This is a genomic window from Streptomyces sp. NPDC058051, from assembly GCF_042885475.1.
Taxonomy (GTDB): Bacteria; Actinomycetota; Actinomycetes; order Streptomycetales; family Streptomycetaceae; genus Streptomyces.
Window position 1 is genome coordinate 279,545 of sequence record NZ_JBHVRW010000003.1, and the last position, 17,124, is coordinate 296,668.

The 17,124-nt window shown below is 68.6% G+C and carries 14 protein-coding genes and 1 riboswitch; of the genes, 8 read left to right on the forward strand and 6 right to left on the reverse strand.

Annotated elements, in window-relative coordinates; all coding sequences use genetic code 11:
• Positions 1 to 91 precede the first annotated feature (91 nt).
• Positions 92 to 1,060 carry a diacylglycerol/lipid kinase family protein gene (locus tag ACFVUT_RS06880; protein WP_389644194.1) on the forward strand — a complete coding sequence of 323 codons (969 nt, stop codon included), beginning with the start codon at positions 92 to 94 and terminating at the stop codon, positions 1,058 to 1,060.
• A gap of 320 nt (positions 1,061 to 1,380) precedes the next feature.
• Positions 1,381 to 1,638, forward strand: coding sequence for a WhiB family transcriptional regulator (locus tag ACFVUT_RS06885; protein ID WP_003953983.1), 258 nt, complete (start codon positions 1,381 to 1,383; stop codon positions 1,636 to 1,638).
• 240 nt (positions 1,639 to 1,878) lie between these two features.
• On the opposite strand, the gene ACFVUT_RS06890 is transcribed toward ACFVUT_RS06885, so the two are convergent.
• Positions 1,879 to 3,345, reverse strand: a complete 1,467-nt coding sequence (locus tag ACFVUT_RS06890) for a sensor histidine kinase (protein WP_389644815.1) — start codon at positions 3,343 to 3,345, stop codon at positions 1,879 to 1,881.
• Between the two features lie 627 nt (positions 3,346 to 3,972).
• Between ACFVUT_RS06890 and nagB the strand changes: the two genes are divergently transcribed.
• Complete coding sequence (nagB, locus tag ACFVUT_RS06895) at positions 3,973 to 4,758, forward strand: glucosamine-6-phosphate deaminase (protein WP_389644191.1); 786 nt, start codon at positions 3,973 to 3,975, stop codon at positions 4,756 to 4,758.
• A 167-nt stretch (positions 4,759 to 4,925) separates the two neighbouring features.
• Here nagB and ACFVUT_RS06900 read toward each other — a convergent pair whose 3' ends face one another.
• The 4 genes from ACFVUT_RS06900 to ACFVUT_RS06915 form a co-directional block, all read right to left on the reverse strand.
• Entirely contained in the window at positions 4,926 to 6,467 is a 1,542-nt protein-coding gene (locus ACFVUT_RS06900) for a glycoside hydrolase family 3 protein (protein WP_389644188.1), read from the reverse strand.
• A 9-nt stretch (positions 6,468 to 6,476) separates the two neighbouring features.
• Entirely contained in the window at positions 6,477 to 7,307 is an 831-nt protein-coding gene (locus ACFVUT_RS06905; protein ID WP_389644185.1) for a carbohydrate ABC transporter permease, read from the reverse strand.
• Positions 7,304 to 8,290: a carbohydrate ABC transporter permease gene (locus ACFVUT_RS06910; protein ID WP_389644182.1), complete on the reverse strand. Its 987-nt coding sequence runs from the start codon at positions 8,288 to 8,290 to the stop codon at positions 7,304 to 7,306. Before ACFVUT_RS06910 ends, ACFVUT_RS06905 begins: the two co-directional genes overlap by 4 nt.
• A gap of 86 nt (positions 8,291 to 8,376) precedes the next feature.
• Positions 8,377 to 9,660 (reverse strand): extracellular solute-binding protein, encoded by a 1,284-nt coding sequence (locus ACFVUT_RS06915; RefSeq protein ID WP_389644179.1) that lies wholly within the window; start codon positions 9,658 to 9,660, stop codon positions 8,377 to 8,379.
• Between the two features lie 278 nt (positions 9,661 to 9,938).
• Here ACFVUT_RS06915 and ACFVUT_RS06920 point away from each other — a divergent pair, with 278 nt between their 5' ends.
• The 5 genes from ACFVUT_RS06920 to ACFVUT_RS06940 all read left to right on the forward strand — a co-directional run bounded on the left by ACFVUT_RS06920 (position 9,939) and on the right by ACFVUT_RS06940 (position 16,850).
• On the forward strand, positions 9,939 to 10,703 hold the full coding sequence (locus ACFVUT_RS06920; RefSeq protein WP_389644176.1) for a GntR family transcriptional regulator: 765 nt from the start codon (positions 9,939 to 9,941) through the stop codon (positions 10,701 to 10,703).
• Positions 10,704 to 10,961: 258 nt separating this feature from the next.
• Complete coding sequence (locus ACFVUT_RS06925) at positions 10,962 to 11,216, forward strand: DUF3311 domain-containing protein (RefSeq protein ID WP_389644173.1); 255 nt, start codon at positions 10,962 to 10,964, stop codon at positions 11,214 to 11,216.
• Positions 11,213 to 12,850, forward strand: coding sequence for a monocarboxylate uptake permease MctP (gene mctP, locus ACFVUT_RS06930; protein WP_389644170.1), 1,638 nt, complete (start codon positions 11,213 to 11,215; stop codon positions 12,848 to 12,850). Before ACFVUT_RS06925 ends, mctP begins: the two co-directional genes overlap by 4 nt.
• 266 nt (positions 12,851 to 13,116) lie before the next feature.
• Positions 13,117 to 13,251, forward strand: a riboswitch (cobalamin riboswitch).
• Between the two features lie 141 nt (positions 13,252 to 13,392).
• Positions 13,393 to 15,828, forward strand: a complete 2,436-nt coding sequence (locus tag ACFVUT_RS06935; protein ID WP_389644167.1) for a ribonucleoside-diphosphate reductase subunit alpha — start codon at positions 13,393 to 13,395, stop codon at positions 15,826 to 15,828.
• Entirely contained in the window at positions 15,828 to 16,850 is a 1,023-nt protein-coding gene (locus ACFVUT_RS06940) for a ribonucleotide-diphosphate reductase subunit beta (protein WP_389644164.1), read from the forward strand. Before ACFVUT_RS06935 ends, ACFVUT_RS06940 begins: the two co-directional genes overlap by 1 nt.
• On the opposite strand, the gene ACFVUT_RS06945 is transcribed toward ACFVUT_RS06940, so the two are convergent.
• Complete coding sequence (locus ACFVUT_RS06945) at positions 16,847 to 17,059, reverse strand: hypothetical protein (RefSeq protein ID WP_389644161.1); 213 nt, start codon at positions 17,057 to 17,059, stop codon at positions 16,847 to 16,849. The two genes, ACFVUT_RS06940 and ACFVUT_RS06945, sit on opposite strands and share 4 nt — an antisense overlap.
• Positions 17,060 to 17,124: the final 65 nt, after the last annotated feature.

Sequence of the window (17,124 nt, forward strand, 5' to 3'; positions counted from 1 at the left end):
TCCCGTCCGAACGCATGCGGGACGTCACCGAGCGTGAAGGTCAGGGGACAGGACTTCAGAGGGATACCACGCGGTAGGTAGTCTGGCCGTCATGCGCGCACTCCTCGTGGTCAATCCAGCTGCTACCACCACCAGTGCGCGGACGCGTGACGTGCTCATCCACGCACTGGCCAGCGAGATGAAGCTGGAGGCCGTGACCACGGAGTACCGGGGCCACGCCCGGGACCTGGGGCGGCAGGCCGCGGACTCCTCGGAGATCGACCTGGTGGTCGCCCTGGGCGGAGACGGCACGGTCAACGAGGTCGTCAACGGACTGCTCCACAACGGCCCCGACCTGGACAACCTGCCGAGGCTCGCCGTGGTTCCCGGCGGATCCACCAATGTTTTCGCGCGCGCACTGGGCCTTCCCAACGACGCGGTGGAGGCGACCGGCGCGATCCTGGACGCACTGGCCAACCGCACCGAACGGACGGTCGGTCTCGGACTGGCGGCCGGCACCCCGGACAGCGAGGACGAGTCGGTCCCGGAACGCTGGTTCACCTTCTGCGCCGGACTCGGATTCGACGCGGGCGTGGTCGGCCGAGTCGAACAGCAGCGCGAACGCGGCAAGCGGTCGACGCATGCGCTGTACGTACGCCAGGTGGTCCGGCAGTTCCTGGAGGAGCCGCACCGACGGCACGGGATGATCACGCTGGAGACCCCCGGACAGGAGGCGGTCACCGACCTCGCGCTGTCCATAATCTCCAACACCGCTCCCTGGACCTACCTGGGGAATCGCCCCATGTACGCGTCCCCGAAGGCCACCTTCGACACCGGCCTGGACGTGCTCGGACTGAAGCGGCTCTCCACCCCGGCGGTCGCTCGCTACGGGACTCAGCTGCTCACTTCGAGTCCGGAAAAAGGCCCGTCCGGCAAGCACGCCGTTTCACTGCATGACCTCACGGACTTCACCTTGCATTCAAAGGTTCCACTGCCCTTCCAGATGGACGGAGACCACCTGGGAGTGCGTACGAGTGTGACGTTCACAGGCGTACGCCGTGCACTGCGTGTGATTGTGTGAGCGGAAGGGTCCAAAGTCCTTTAACTCGAACGTTTGGGCTGGGCTCCACCCCATGGAAGTACGGCTGTGACCTAGTCGACACCGAGGAATCAAAAAAAAGTTTCCGGAAGGGGTTGTATCCGCCGCCGAGGTTTGCGAATCTCTACGTGGCGATCGGGACGGCCCGCAACAACGGCCTCCACTGAGAGCCAGAACCCCTCCTCACATCACAGGACCACAACCAGTTCACCTGGGCGTCGGCCCTACGCCTGCGGGGGGATTCGTGAAAGCGTTCACATTCACAAGCAACAGTTATGTAATACCAAGGAGAGGTAGCAGCCATGGACTGGCGTCACAACGCCGTTTGTCGTGAGGAAGACCCCGAGCTGTTCTTCCCCATCGGCAACACCGGTCCTGCGCTGCTGCAGATCGAGGAAGCCAAGGCCGTCTGCCGTCGCTGCCCCGTCATGGAGCAGTGCCTGCAGTGGGCGCTCGAGTCCGGCCAGGACTCCGGCGTCTGGGGTGGCCTCAGTGAGGACGAGCGCCGCGCCATGAAGCGCCGTGCCGCTCGCAACCGGGCGCGTAACGCCAGCGCCTGATCCGACGCCACCGCTACGAGCCTCGGCCAGGCGGCGCGTACAGAGCGTACGCACCATCCCGCCCCACGAGTCGCAGCGCGCAGTACCCCCGAAGCGCATGCATGAACAGTGAGCCCGGACCGTGATAGACGGTCCGGGCTCACTGCTTCGCGCGTTCTGCCTGCCGCGTGCCGTACCGGCAGTCCGTCGGCGATCGGCGGGCGGGCTCGCCGCCGCGTGCGCACCGGCGGCCGGTCGGTGCTACTTCTCGGCGCGCACCGGGATGTCGAGCACGACATGGGTGCCGCGGTCGGGGGCCGGGACCATGTCGAAGGTGCCGCTCAACTCGCCTTCCACCAACGTCCGCACGATTTGCAGCCCCAGGTTGCCGGCGCTCTGCGGGTCGAACCCCTCGGGCAGTCCGCAGCCGTCATCCTGGACCGTGATCAGCAGCCGCTTCTCGACGGACGAACCGCCACGCACCGCCGACACCTCCACCGTGCCGGACTCGGCGAGGCCGAAGGCGTGTTCCAGGGCGTTCTGCAGGACCTCGGTGAGCACCATCGCCAGCGGCGTGGCGACTTCGGCGTCGAGTATGCCGAAGCGTCCCGTGCGGCGACAGGTGACCCTGCCCGTGGAGATCTCGGCAACCATCGCGATGACCCGGTCGGCGATCTCGTCGAACTCGACGCGCTCGTCCAGATTCTGGGACAGCGTCTCATGAACGATGGCGATCGAACCGACGCGCCGCACGGCCTCGTTGAGCGCCTCGCGTCCCCGCTCGGAATCCATCCGGCGGGCCTGGAGCCGCAACAGGGCGGCGACGGTCTGGAGGTTGTTCTTCACCCGGTGGTGGATCTCCCGGATGGTGGCGTCCTTGGTGATCAACTCCCGCTCGCGGCGACGCAGTTCGGTGACATCCCGGAGAAGGACCAGGGAGCCGATCCGGACCCCCTTGGGCTTGAGCGGGATCGCCCGCAGCTGAATCACCCCGCTCGCGCACTCGACCTCGAACTCCCGGGGCGCGTAACCACTGGCCAGTTTGACCAGGGCCTCGTCGACCGGGCCGCGGGACGGGGCGAGTTCGGCGGTGATCCCGCCCAGGTGCTGGCCGACCAGGTCGGAGGCGAGGCCGAGGCGGTGGTAGGCGGAGAGGCCGTTGGGGCTGGCGTACTGGACGACTCCGTCGGCGTCGAGCCTGATCAGGCCGTCCCCGACGCGCGGCGACGCGTCCATGTCGACCTGCTGGTCCGGGAACGGAAAGGTCCCGGCGGCGATCATCTGGGCGAGATCGGAGGCCGACTGGAGGTAGGTGAGCTCCAGCCGCGACGGCGTGCGGACGGTCAGCAGGTTGGTGTTCCGGGCGATGACCCCGAGCACCCGGCCCTCACGGCGCACGGGAATCGACTCGACGCGCACCGGCACCTCCTCGCGCCACTCCGGGTCGCCCTCACGCACGATCCGTCCCTCGTCCAGCGCCGCGTCCAGCAGCGGGCGACGGCCGCGCGGCACCAAGTGGCCGACCATGTCGTCCTGATAGGAGGTGGGGCCGGTGTTGGGCCGCATCTGGGCCACGGAGACGTAACGGGTGCCGTCGCGGGTGGGAACCCACAGCACGAGGTCGGCGAAGGACAGGTCGGAGAGCAGCTGCCACTCCGAGACCAGCAGATGCAGCCACTCCAGGTCGGTGTCACCGAGAGCGGTGTGATGGCGGACGAGGTCGTTCATGGAGGGCACGTGTGCGAGGGTACCCGCGGAAGGACGATGGATCCGAACCGAACGGGGCAGCCGTACGTGTAAGGGGTGGGGCCCGAAAATTGCGGTGCCCCGATGGATGGACACAGGAGAATGGTCTAGTCCACAATGCTGTCATAGGAACGTCCGCTCTCCCCGCACAGGAGGGCGGATCGAGGAGCCCGCGCTCTCTGCCCTGACTGCGCAGGCACCTCCCCCGGCCGGGGGCACCGCACACCGCCGGCCGAGCAACTCCGGGCTGCGGTGCCGGACGGGCTGAGGGTCCCGTCCCGGCGCCGCGGCCCGCGGGTGTCTCAGGGCCCCGCCCGCACCCCACCGCATCCCGCCCCGCGATCGACAGGTCCCGGCACCCCCGTCGGTGCGCCGGCCGTCCGCGTCGCCGACCGGGCCGGATCACGGCCGGATCACCCAGCGCGTCGCAGGGGCCTCCCGGCCCCGGGACCACCGCTCGCCCCGGTCGGCCGCGGGCTCCGGATCTCCCGCCGACAGGCTCCGGTCGCAAGGGTAAAGGCCACTGTGTCCCCGTTACCGGATTCTGCTAGATTGGACCCAGATTGGTCTATACCACATGATCCACCTCTTCAGATCGGCAGGCCACGCGTGGAAGTTGTCATCGTCCCGGACGCCAAGGCAGGCGGCGAACTCATCGCGGAGGCCATCGGCGCCCTGCTGAGCCGCAAGCCCGACGCCCTTCTCGGCGTTGCGACCGGCTCTACCCCGCTGCCCATCTACCAGGCGCTGGCGGCCAAGGTCCGCTCCGGCGCCGTGGACGCCTCGCGCGCCCGCATCTGCCAGCTCGACGAGTACGTCGGGCTGCCGGCGGGCCACCCGGAGTCCTACCGCTCCGTGGTGCTGCGCGAGGTCGTCGAACCGCTCGGGCTGTCCGAGGAGTCCTTCATGGGCCCCGACGGCGCCGCCGAGGACGTCCTGGCCGCCTGCCAGGCGTACGACAGGGCACTCGCCGAGGCCGGCGGGGTCGACCTTCAGCTCCTCGGCATCGGCACCGACGGACACATCGGTTTCAACGAGCCGTGCTCCTCGCTGGCGTCCCGTACCCGGATCAAGACGCTCACCGAGCAGACCCGGATCGACAACGCGCGCTTCTTCGACAACGACATCACGCAGGTCCCGCACCACGTGATCACCCAGGGCATCGGCACCATCCTGGATTCCCGCCACCCGATCCTGCTCGCCACCGGTGAGGGGAAGGCGGACGCCGTGGCGCAGACGGTGGAGGGGCCGGTGGCCTCGATCGTGCCCGCGTCGGCGCTGCAACTGCATCCGCATGCGACCGTGGTGGTGGACGAGGCCGCGGCGTCGAAGCTGAAGCTGGCCGACTACTTCCGGGCCACCTATGCGGCGAAGCCGCTGTGGCAGGGGCTGTAGTCGTCCCGGACACGGGAAGAGGGCCGGGGCACCCGTCGGGTGCCCCGGCCCTCTCGTCCGCCCTCGCGTGCCCTGTCGTCACACGTCCTGCGGGCGCTCGTCCTCACGCGCCGGACAGGCCGGTCCGGGCGTGAGGCGACCCTGCGGGCCGGATCACGCGCCGCTCGTCAGGCCCGGGGGCCGTCCGTGCCCCTGGCGATGATCTCCGCGGCCGCCAGGCCGCAGACGCGGGCCGCTCCGTGGGTGGCGATGTGCAGGGCGCCCGTGGGGGCCGCCTGCGGGACGCCCATTTCGACGACGACCGTGTCGGGACGCTGCGCCACCAGGGTGTCGAGGGCTTCGGACATCCAGGCGTGCCGGTGGACGTCGCGGACGACGACGACGATGCGCCGCTCCCCCGCGGCCCGCAGCACGGCGGCCGCGGGTGCCTCGGTCTCGCCGCTGTACGTGCCGGTCTCCGTTCCCGGCAGCAGCCGGCCCAGCTCCGCCCCGACGCCCCAGGGGGTCTCGTCGCCGACCGCGATGTTCGACGCGGACGTGAACGCGGCGACGTAGGCGGGCTCGGTCAGCGGCTCGGCGGAGCCGGTCGCCTTCACCGCGCGGCGGGCGGCGACCAGGCCGATGTCGGAACCGACTCCGGTGCCGGGCGCGGTCCCCTCCTGCGCTGCCGTGCCCGGCTCCGAACCGGCCCCCTTGGCCCTCTGCGTCCAGGACGCGAGGGCGCGTACCCGTGCGGCCGCGTCCGCGAGCCGCTCCTCGGCGAGCTCACCGCTGCGCACCGCCGTGACGAGCGCGTCGCGCAGCCGCTGCACCGTGCCGTCGTCCTCCAGCCCGCCACCGACGCAGAGCGCGTCGGCCCCTGCGGCGATCGCGAGGACGGAGCCGCGCTCGATGCCGTACGTCCCGGCGATGGCCTGCATCTCCACGGCGTCGGTGACGATCAGGCCGTCGTATCCCAGTTCCTCGCGCAGCAGACCGGTGAGGATCTGCGGGCTCACCGTCGCGGGGCGGTCGGGGTCGAGTGCGGGCAGCAGGATGTGGGCGCTCATCACGCACTGGGAACCCGCGGCGATGGCGGCCCTGAACGGCACCAGTTCGCGGGCGTGCAGCGTCTCCAGGTCCACGTCGATGCGCGGCATCGCGTGGTGCGAGTCGATCGCGGTGTCGCCGTGCCCGGGGAAGTGCTTGGTGCAGGCGGCGACTCCGGCGGCCTGGAGACCTTCGATGTACGCGGCGGTGTGCCGGGCCACGAGCCCGGGGTCGGCGCCGAAGGACCGTACGCCGATGATCGGGTTGCCGGGGTTGGAGTTGACGTCGGCGGACGGCGCCCAGTTGAGGTTGACGCCGCACTCGGCGAGCCGGCGGCCCAGTTCCTGGGCGACCTCGCGGGTCAGCGCCACGTCGTCGACGTGGCCGAGCGCGAGGTTGCCGGGGAAGGAGGAGCCGGTGCGCACCTCCAGGCGGGTGACGTCACCGCCCTCCTCGTCGATCGCGACGAGGAGGTCGTCGCGCCCGGCCCTGAGCTGGGCGGTGAGCGCGGCGACCTGCTCCGGCGTCCGGATGTTGCGGCCGAACAGGGCGACGGAGGCGAGGCCCTCGTCGACGCGGCGCAGCACCCAGTCCGGTGCGGTGGTGCCGGTGAACCCGGGCTGCAGGACGGCGAGGGCGTCGCGGGTGACGGTGTCCGTGGTGGATATCAGGGTGGTCATGGAGCGGTGTTATCCCTTCACGGCGCCGTCGGTGAGGCCGCTGACGGCCTTGCGCTGCAGGTAGATGAAGAGGACCAGGATCGGGATCGCGAAGAGCGAGGAGGCGGCCATGGTCGCGCCCCAGTCGTCACCGAAAGCGGTCTGGAACTGGGAGAGCCAGAGCGGCAGGGTCTGGGACTCGATGTCCTTGTTGAGGATGAGGACCAGCGGGAATTCGTTCCAGGCGGTGATGAAGCCGAAGAGCGAGGTCGCCATCAGACCCGGGCCGAGCAGCGGGAGGATCACCTTCATGAAGGCCTGGGGGCGGGTGCAGCCGTCGACCATGGCCGACTCCTCCAGCTCCTTGGGCACAGCGGCGACGTAGCCGCGCAGCGTCAGGATGGTGAAGGGCAGGACCATCATCATGTAGAAGGCGGTCAGCGGGACCAGGCTGTTCAGCATGTCCGCGTCGCGGACCAGCATGTAGACGGCGATGACCATGACTTCCCAGGGCGCCATCTGCGCGACCATGAAGGTCAGCAGGATGCCCCGCCGGCCCTTGAAGCGCATGCGCGCCATCGCGAAGGACGCCAGCAGCGCGATCACGAGTGAGGCGAGCACGGAGACCAGGGTGACGGTGAGCGAGTTGGCCACCAGGGTCCAGAAGTGGTCCGCCCGGACGGCCTTCTTGAAGTGCTCGAAGGTGATGTCGGTGGGGAACCACACCGGGGTGTCGGTGATGATGTCGCCGGTCGGCTTGAACGCCGTGCTGAACATCCAGTAGACGGGGAAGGCGAAGCCTATGAAGAGGACGACAGCCGTCGCGTTGGGCCAGATCCGGCCGAACAGTGAGCGCCTCACAGCTCGTCCTCCTCTTGCTTCAGTACCGTGCGCAGGTAGTAACCGGTCAACACCAGCAGGACAATGATCGTCAGGAACGAGATGGCGGCACCCATGCCGAAGTGCTGGTTGCCGACACCTTCGACGAAGGCGTAGACGGGCAGGGTCTCGGTGAGCCGGTCGGGGCCGCCACCGTTGATCGCGAAGAGCTGGGCGAAGGACTTGAAGACCCAGATGACTTCGAGGAACGTCGTGGCCAGCAGGAACGGCTTGAGGAACGGGAGCGTCACCGAGGTGAAGCTCTGCCAGGTCCCGGCGCCGTCGAGCGAGGCGGCCTCGTACAGTTCCTTGGGGATCGTCGTGGACGCGGCGTACAGGTTGATCGCCACGAACGGGATGGACTGCCAGACGATCAGCAGAGTGACCAGCGAGAAGGTGGAGAACTGGCTGCTCGTCCAGTTGTAGTCGGCCATCGAGTGCCAGCCGAGGCTGTCGAGCACGTAGTTGACGACACCGAAGCGCTGGGCGAACAGCCACTGGTACACCGTGGTCGCGGCGATGATCGGCATGGCCCAGGCGAGCACGAGGCCCAGCATGAGCAGCAGACGCATCTTCTTGCCGAGGCGGGCGAGCAGCAGGCCGACCAGCGTGCCGAGCAGCATGATCAGGACGACGTTGGCGGCGGTGAAGAAGACCGACCGCTCGACGACCTTCCAGAAGTCCGAACCGCCGAGGACTTCCTTGTAGTTGTCGACGCCGTTCCACTCGGTCAGGTGTTGGATCAGCTGGCGCGGGTTGAGGTTCTGGAACGACAGCATGCCGTTCTTGACCAGGGGGTAGCCCAGCAGCAGCGCCGTGGCGAGCAGCGCGGGCACGAGGAGCAGGTACGGGGCCGAGCCTCCGCCCCGCTTCTTTCGCGAAGCGGCTGGGCCGCCGGGAGGCGCGTCATCCTTGCGGACACCGGCTGCCGGGACCGAGTCCACTTGTTCGGTCTGCACTGACATGCTCGCCATCTCTTCTTGGGCCGTACACATTCAAGACACGCGGGTGCGCCGGGGGGCGGTCGGTGCCCGCCCCCCGGCGCGTGCGATCAGCTCTTCTGCGAGAGACGCTTGTTGATCTCGGCCTCGACCGCCTTGGCGGCGTCCTCGGGGCTCTTGCCGTTCAGAACCGCGGTCATGTAGCTCTTGATCGGGTTCGGCGCGTTCTCGACTGCGGCCCACTCGGGGATGAGCGGGGTGGTGCCACCGGCGGTGGCGGCCGGGGCGGCGGCCTCGGCGGCGCCGTTGCCGGTCAGGTTGGAGTTGAGCGACTCCTTGTTCGGGATGACGCCGTTCTCCTTGGCCAGCTGGCCCTCGAACTGGTCGGACAGGGAGAGCTTCAGGAACTCCTTGGCGAGGTCCTGCTTCTTGCTGCCCGCGGCGACCGCGAAGTTGGAGCCACCGAGGAAGACGCCCTCGGGCTTCTCGGCGGTCTCACCCGGGATGGTGAAGTAGCCGATGTCGCCCTCGATCGCCTTGTTGGCGGCGATGGCCGTACCGGCCTCCCAGCCCATGCCGATGAAGGCACCGACGTTGCCCTTGGCGAAGACCTCGGCCTGCTGCGGGGTGGCCTCGTCCTTGTCCTTGGGGGCCTTGGAGTAGGACTGGTACTTCTTGTAGAGCTCCATGGCCGCGGTGACCTTGGGGTCGGAGAGGTTGGAGACGTACTTGTCGCCTTCCTTCTTCACCAGGTCGGCACCCTGGCCGATGGTCAGACCGTCGAAGAAGTACCAGTTCTGGCCGGGCAGGTAGATCGGCTCGGCCTTGCCCTTCTTCTTGATGGCGTCGAGGTCCTTGAAGAACTCGTCACGCGTCTTCGGGGTGTCCGTGATGCCGGCGTCGGACCAGACCTTCTTGTTGTAGATGACGACACGGTTGGCGAAGTACCACGGGGCCGCGTACTGCTTGCCGTCGAAGACCGAGGACTCGTTGAGGGACTCGGTCCAGTCGCCGCCGATCTCCTTCTTGAGGTCGCTGAGGTCGGAGAGGCCACCGGTGGCCGCGTAGGCGGGGGTCTGGGTGTTGCCGACCTCGATGACGTCCGGCGGGGTCGACTCGGAGAGCGCGGTGGTGATCTTCTGCTGGATGCCGTCCCACTTCTGGGTCTCGAACTTCAGCGTGGCGCCGGTCTTCTTCTCGAAGGCCGCGGTGAGGTCCTTGGTCCAGCCGGGAGGCGTGGAGCCGTCCATGGCCCAGACCGTGAGGGTCTCACCCTTGTAGCTGTCCGGACCCGTCTTCTTGCTACTGTCGCTGCCGCCGTCGTCCGACCCGCACGCCGCAAGGCCGATCATCATGCCCGCGACGCCGACCGCCGCGATGAGCTTGCGCTTCACGCCAAACCCTCCTCAGGGATACTGCAACCCCGCCCACCGCGAAGACATTCGACGAGTACTGCTGGGGCTGGACCTGGTCTTTAATGGTTTAGACCAGTACCGGGAGCTTGGCCTAGACCTTTAGGGGTGTCAAGGGTGTATAAGAAGTGCACTCGCGTCCGTTATAGGACCGACACCTAAGGGAGGGCGACGAGCCGTGGCCGGACCGTGCCACCATGTGAACGCGACAGACGGAGGAGCCGGTGACGGCAGCAACGCAAGCGTCGGGAAGGCGGGCCATGAGCGCCGACGGGGGCAGCACGGGGAACGAGTCGGGCACGGCCACGCGGACGGCGCGCGTCCCGAAGTACTACCGGCTGAAGCGGCACCTCCTCGACATGACGGACACCATGCCCCCGGGCACCCCGGTGCCGCCCGAGCGGACCCTGGCCGCCGATTTCGACACCTCGCGCACGACCGTGCGCCAGGCGCTCCAGGAGCTGGTCGTCGAGGGCCGGCTGGAGCGCATCCAGGGCAAGGGCACCTTCGTCGCCAAGCCGAAGGTCTCGCAGGCCCTGCAACTGACCTCGTACACCGAGGACATGCGCGCCCAGGGACTGGAACCGACGTCCCAGTTGCTGGACATCGGTTACGTCACGGCGGACGACACCCTCGCCGGGCTGCTCGACATCACGGCCGGCGGGCGGGTGCTGCGGATCGAGCGGCTGCGGCTCGCCAGCGGGGAGCCGATGGCGATCGAGACCACGCACCTTTCGGCCAAACGCTTCCCGGCGCTGCGCCGGTCGCTGGTGAAGTACACCTCGCTCTACACCGCCCTGGCGGAGGTGTACGACGTCCGGCTGGCCGAGGCCGAGGAGACCATCGAGACCTCGCTCGCCACCCCGCGCGAGGCCGCTCTGCTCGGTACGGATGTGGGCCTGCCGATGCTGATGCTGTCCCGGCACTCGCTCGACGGGCGGGGCGAGCCGGTGGAGTGGGTGCGGTCGGTCTACCGGGGCGACCGGTACAAGTTCGTGGCACGCCTGAAGCGGCCGACGGACTGAGCCACGGCGCGGCGGCCGGCCCTGCCCGGCCCCTCTCCGCACGACCGTCGCGGCCCTCGTGGGATCTTCCCCACGGGGGCCGTTCGCATGCCCCGGTACGGACCGGAGTCCGCACGGCTGACGACATTCCGAACATACGCACCCACCACAGGACCGTTTCCGGAACGCAATACGGACAGGGGGTGACGCTGAACGGGAACCTCCCCTAGATTTCCTGCGCATTACACCAGGTGATCAGCGAGGGGACGGAGTCACCGTATGCCGGCAGATCCAGAAGGAAAACCACCCGTCATCACGCCCGTGCGCGTCGTCATCGCCCTCTGCCTCGTCGCGCCGTTCGTGGCGATGCTCTGGGTGAGTTCCTACGCCAAGGTGGATCCGACCTTCATCGGAATCCCTTTCTTCTACTGGTACCAGATGCTCTGGGTGCTGATCTCCACCGCACTCACGATGACCGCGTACAAGCTGTGGCAGCGTGACCAGCGCGCCCGCAAGGGGGGTGCGTCGGCATGAAGGACGGCGTGAACGGCGTCGCTCTCGGCGTCTTCATCTTCTTCTTCGTGGCCGTCACGGTCATGGGCTTCCTGGCGGCGCGCTGGCGGAAGGCCGAGAACGAGGCGAGCCTCGACGAATGGGGCCTGGGCGGACGGTCGTTCGGAACCTGGGTCACCTGGTTCCTGCTCGGCGGCGACCTGTACACCGCGTATACCTTCGTCGCCGTTCCCGCGGCGATCTACGCGGCGGGCGCGGCCGGCTTCTTCGCGGTGCCCTACACGATCCTCGTGTACCCGCTGATCTTCACCTTCCTGCCGCGGCTGTGGTCGGTCTCGCACAAGCACGGGTACGTGACCACCTCGGACTTCGTCCGGGGGCGCTTCGGTTCGAAGGGGCTCTCGCTGGCGGTCGCCATCACCGGCATCCTCGCCACGATGCCGTACATCGCGCTCCAACTCGTCGGCATCCAGGCGGTGCTGGACGTGATGGGCGTCGGCGGTGGCGAGAACACCCACTGGTTCATCAAGGACCTGCCGCTGCTGATCGCGTTCGCGGTGCTCGCCGCGTACACCTACTCGTCCGGGCTGCGGGCACCCGCGCTGATCGCGTTCGTCAAGGACGGACTGATCTACCTGGTCATCACGGTGGCGATCATCTACATCCCGATCAAGCTCGGTGGCTTCGACGACATCTTCGCCAAGGCCGGCGAGGCGTTCGCGCAGAAGAATCCGGACACCGGCGCGCCACGCGGTGCCCTCGCACCGGGCGAGGCGGGCCAATGGGGTTACGCCACCCTGGCGTTGGGTTCGGCCCTGGCCCTCTTCATGTATCCGCACTCGATCACGGCGACGCTCTCCAGCCGTAGCCGCAACGTGATCCGGCGCAACACCACGATCCTGCCGCTGTACTCGCTGATGCTCGGCCTGCTGGCCCTGCTCGGGTTCATGGCGATCGCCGCCGGAATCAAGGTGGAGAACGGGCAGTTGGCCATTCCGCAGCTGTTCGAGACCATGTTCCCGGACTGGTTCGCGGGCGTCGCGTTCGCGGCCATCGGCATCGGCGCGCTGGTGCCCGCGGCGATCATGTCGATCGCCGCGGCGAATCTCTTCACCCGCAACATCTACAAGGACTTCCTGAAGCCGGACGCGACCCCGGAGCAGGAGACCAAGGTCTCCAAGCTGGTGTCGCTGCTGGTGAAGGTGGGCGCGCTCGCCTTCGTCCTCACCATGGACAAGACGGTCGCGATCAACTTCCAGCTGCTCGGCGGGATCTGGATCCTCCAGACGATGCCGGCCCTGGTCGGCGGCCTGTTCACCCGCTGGTTCCACCGCTGGGCACTGCTCGCGGGCTGGGCGGTCGGCATGGTGTACGGGACGGTGGCCGCGTACGGCATCCATAGTCCGACCCAGGAGCATTTCGGCGGCTCGTCGAAGAAGATCCCGGGCATCGACGAGATCGGCTACATCGGCCTGACCGCGTTCGTACTGAACGTGGTGGTGACGGTGGCCCTCACCTTCGTCCTGAACGCCCTGAAGGCGCCCGCCGGGGTGGACGAGACCTCCCCGGCCGACTACACGGCCGACGCGGGCGACAAGGGCGTCCAGGTGGAGCTCCCGCCGGCCACGGCAGGAGCTCCGGGCAGCGGCCACTGACAGCCGCCACCCGGACCGCGTCGACGGCCCGTCGCACCCCTCCCACAGGGGGCGCGACGGGCCGTCCGTCGTATCCGGGGACATCCGGGAGGGTGCACGGCTCGTTCCACCGGCCCTTCCTGCCGCCCCATCCGGTCGCACGGCTCGTTCCACCGCCCCTGCCTGCCGCCCCATCCGGTCGCACGGCTCGTTCCACCGGCCCTGCCTGCCGCCCCATCCCGGATGACGTGACACAACATGTGGGGGCTGCTCCATCCAGCGGCCCCCACATGTATGCTCATGCTCGCTGTCGCCGCAGGGGAATCCGGTGCGAATCCGGAACTGTCCCGCAACGGTGTACCCGGTGTGCTTTTGCGCACCCTCAGGAAGTCCGAGGACCTGCCGACGGCGCATCCGGCTCGACCGAACCGGATGCCAGACGTCCGGGCCTCGCGGATGGGCCGGCGGACGCCGTGACGGAGTGCTGCCCCGAACCGGGCCTGCCGCCGTCCCGGCGACCCCGTTCCCCCGCCGGCCCCGAGCCGAGCGAGGGAGAGCACCACGTGACCATCGCGCCAGCCGATCCGGCTTCAGTCGCCGTGTCCGAAGCGGCCGAGTCCGAGGCAACCGCACACGACGGTCCGGGGACCGCGCTGCTGCGGACCCTGACGGACCTCACCGCCGATCTGCCCGACACCGACCCCGGCCGCGTCGCCGCCGCCGCGCTGCGCGGCCGCAACGCCCGGTCGGACGAGGCCGAGTTGCGCTCGCTGGCCACGGAGTCCGCCGCGGGGCTGATCTCCGAGGACCCCGCCTACTCCCGGCTCGCCGCCAGGCTGTTGACCCGCACCATCGCGGACGAGGCGTCCGGCCAGGGCGCGGTCTCCTTCTCCGCCTCCGTCGCCGTCGGGCACCGCCAGGGCCTGATCGCGGACCGTACCGCCGCGTTCGTCGCACGGCACGCTGCCGCGCTCGACGCCCTGGTGGAGCGTTCGCTCGCCGACGGCGCCGACGACCGGTTCGGCTACTTCGGGCTGCGGACCCTGTACAGCCGCTATCTGCTGCGCCACCCGCACACCCGCCAGGTCGTCGAGACGCCGCAGCACTTCATGCTGCGCGTCGCCTCCGGGCTCGCCGAGAACGAGTCGGAGCAGGCCCTGGACGACGTCGCGTCGCTGTACGGGCTGATGAGCCGGCTCGACTACCTGCCGTCCTCCCCGACCCTGTTCAACTCCGGCACCCGGCACCCGCAGATGTCCTCCTGCTACCTGCTGGACTCCCCGCTCGACGAACTCGACTCGATCTACGACCGTTACCACCAGGTGGCGCGGCTCTCGAAGCACGCGGGCGGTATCGGCCTCTCGTACTCCCGGATCCGCGCCCGCGGTTCGCTGATCCGCGGCACCAACGGGCACTCCAACGGCATCGTGCCGTTCCTGAAGACGCTCGACGCCTCCGTGGCCGCCGTCAACCAGGGTGGCCGCCGCAAGGGCGCCGCCGCCGTCTACCTGGAGACCTGGCACGCGGACATCGAGGAGTTCCTGGAGCTGCGCGACAACACGGGTGAGGACCAGCGGCGTACGCACAATCTCAACCTGGCGCACTGGATCCCGGACGAGTTCATGCGCCGGGTCGACGCGGACGGCGACTGGTCGCTGTTCTCGCCCGCCGATGTGCCCGAACTGGTCGACCTGTGGGGAGACGCGTTCGACACCGCGTACCGGGCCGCCGAGGCCGAGGGGCTGGCCCTCAAGTCGCTGCCCGCCCGTGAGCTGTACGGCCGCATGATGCGCACCCTCGCGCAGACCGGTCAGGGCTGGATGACCTTCAAGGACGCCTCCAACCGGACCGCGAACCAGACCGCCGAGCCGGGCCGCGTCGTCCACTCGTCGAACCTGTGCACCGAGATCCTCGAAGTCACCGACGACGGCGAGACGGCCGTCTGCAACCTGGGTTCCGTCAACCTCGGCGCGTTCGTCGCCGGCGGCTCGCTCGACTGGGAGCGGCTGGACGCCACCGTCCGCACCGCCGTGACCTTCCTCGACCGCGTCGTCGACATCAACTTCTACCCGACGGAGCAGGCCGGCCGCTCGAACGCCCGGTGGCGCCCCGTCGGCCTGGGCGCGATGGGCCTGCAGGACGTCTTCTTCCAGCTCCGCCTGCCGTTCGACTCCCCCGAGGCCCGCGCGCTCTCCACGAAGATCTCCGAACGGATCATGCTCGCCGCCTACGAGGCGTCCTGCGAGCTGGCCGAGCGGTCCGGTCCGCTGCCCGCCTGGTCCGAGACGCGCGCCGCCCGCGGTGTGCTGCACCCCGACCACTACGACACCGAGCCGAACTGGCCGGAGCGGTGGGACGCGCTGCGTGCCCGGATCGCGAGGATCGGGATGCGCAACTCGCTGCTGCTCGCCATCGCGCCGACAGCGACGATCGCCTCGATCGCGGGTGTGTACGAGTGCGTCGAACCGCAGGTGTCCAACCTCTTCAAGCGCGAGACGCTCAGCGGTGAGTTCCTCCAGGTCAACGCATATCTGGTGAAGGAGCTGAAGCAGCTGGGCGTGTGGGACGCGCGGACGCGTGAGGCGCTGCGCGAGGCGAGCGGCTCCGTCCAGGGCTTCGCCTGGATCCCCGAGGACGTGCGGGCGCTGTACCGCACGGCGTGGGAGATCCCCCAGCGCGGTCTGATCGACATGGCGGCGGCCCGTACGCCGTTCCTCGACCAGAGCCAGTCGCTGAACCTCTTCATGGAGACGCCGACCATCGGCAAGCTCTCCTCGATGTACGCGTACGCCTGGAAGCGGGGGCTGAAGACGACGTACTACCTGCGTTCCCGCCCGGCGACCCGGATCGCCCGCGCCGCCCCCGGCCGGACCGCGGCCACCGCCCCCGTTCCCGCCACCGCCCCCATTCCCGTTCCCGTACAGCAGGCGCCGATGGCTGACGCCGACGCGATCGCCTGCTCCCTCGAAAACCCCGAGTCCTGCGAGGCCTGCCAGTAATGAGCTCCACCGGAAAGACCGAGAAGAACCTGCTCGACCCGGGCTTCGAACTGACCCTGCGGCCCATGCGCTACCCGGACTTCTACGAGCGCTACCGCGACGCGATCAAGAACACCTGGACCGTCGAGGAGGTCGATCTCCACTCGGACGTCGCCGACCTCGCGAAGCTCTCGCCGGGTGAGCAGCACATGATCGGGCGGCTCGTCGCGTTCTTCGCGACGGGTGACTCGATCGTCGCGAACAACCTCGTCCTCACGCTCTACAAGCACATCAACTCCCCCGAGGCGCGGCTGTACCTGAGCCGTCAGCTGTTCGAGGAGGCCGTGCACGTCCAGTTCTATCTGACGCTGCTCGACACCTACCTGCCCGACCCGGACGACCGGACAGCGGCGTTCGCGGCGGTCGAGAACATTCCGTCGATCCGCGAGAAGGCCGAGTTCTGCTTCAGGTGGATGGACTCGGTCGAGAAGATGGACCGGCTGGAGAGCAGGTCCGACCGGCGGCGCTTCCTGCTGAACCTGATCTGCTTCGCGGCGTGCATCGAGGGGCTGTTCTTCTACGGCGCGTTCGCGTACGTCTACTGGTTCCGCTCGCGGGGCCTGCTGCACGGTCTCGCCACGGGCACCAACTGGGTGTTCCGTGACGAGACGATGCACATGAACTTCGCGTTCGAGGTCGTGGACACCGTCCGCAAGGAGGAGCCGGACCTCTTCGACGACGAACTGCGGCAGCAGGTCACCGACATGCTGAAGGAGGCCGTCGCGGCGGAGTTGCAGTTCGGCCGCGATCTGTGCGGTGACGGCCTGCCGGGCATGAACACCGAGTCCATGCGCCAGTACCTGGAGTGCGTGGCCGACCAGCGGCTCACCCGGCTGGGCTTCCCGGCGGTGTACGGCTCCGAGAACCCGTTCTCGTTCATGGAGCTGCAGGGCGTTCAGGAGCTGACGAACTTCTTCGAGCGCCGGCCGTCCGCCTATCAGGTGGCGGTGGAGGGCTCGGTCGCCTTCGACGACGATTTCTAGATCCTGGCCCAGCTTCTGAGGTAGGGGCGCCGCGCGGCCGTCACGGGCTGTGCGGCGTCCGCCCTTTCCGGGGGCGTGTCCCCCCGTTCCCGTTCCGCTTCCCGCAGCTGGCGGTCGATACGGCGCTCCCTGAAGAGCCCGGCGAGGGCGGGCAGCAGAACGAGAGCGACAAGTGCGGATACGCCCAGGATGTTCAGGAATATGTTCATGGCTCTACTCTCGTCCGCGCGGACAGAATCCGGCAGTGGCAGGACTGTCATAGAGCGTCGAATTA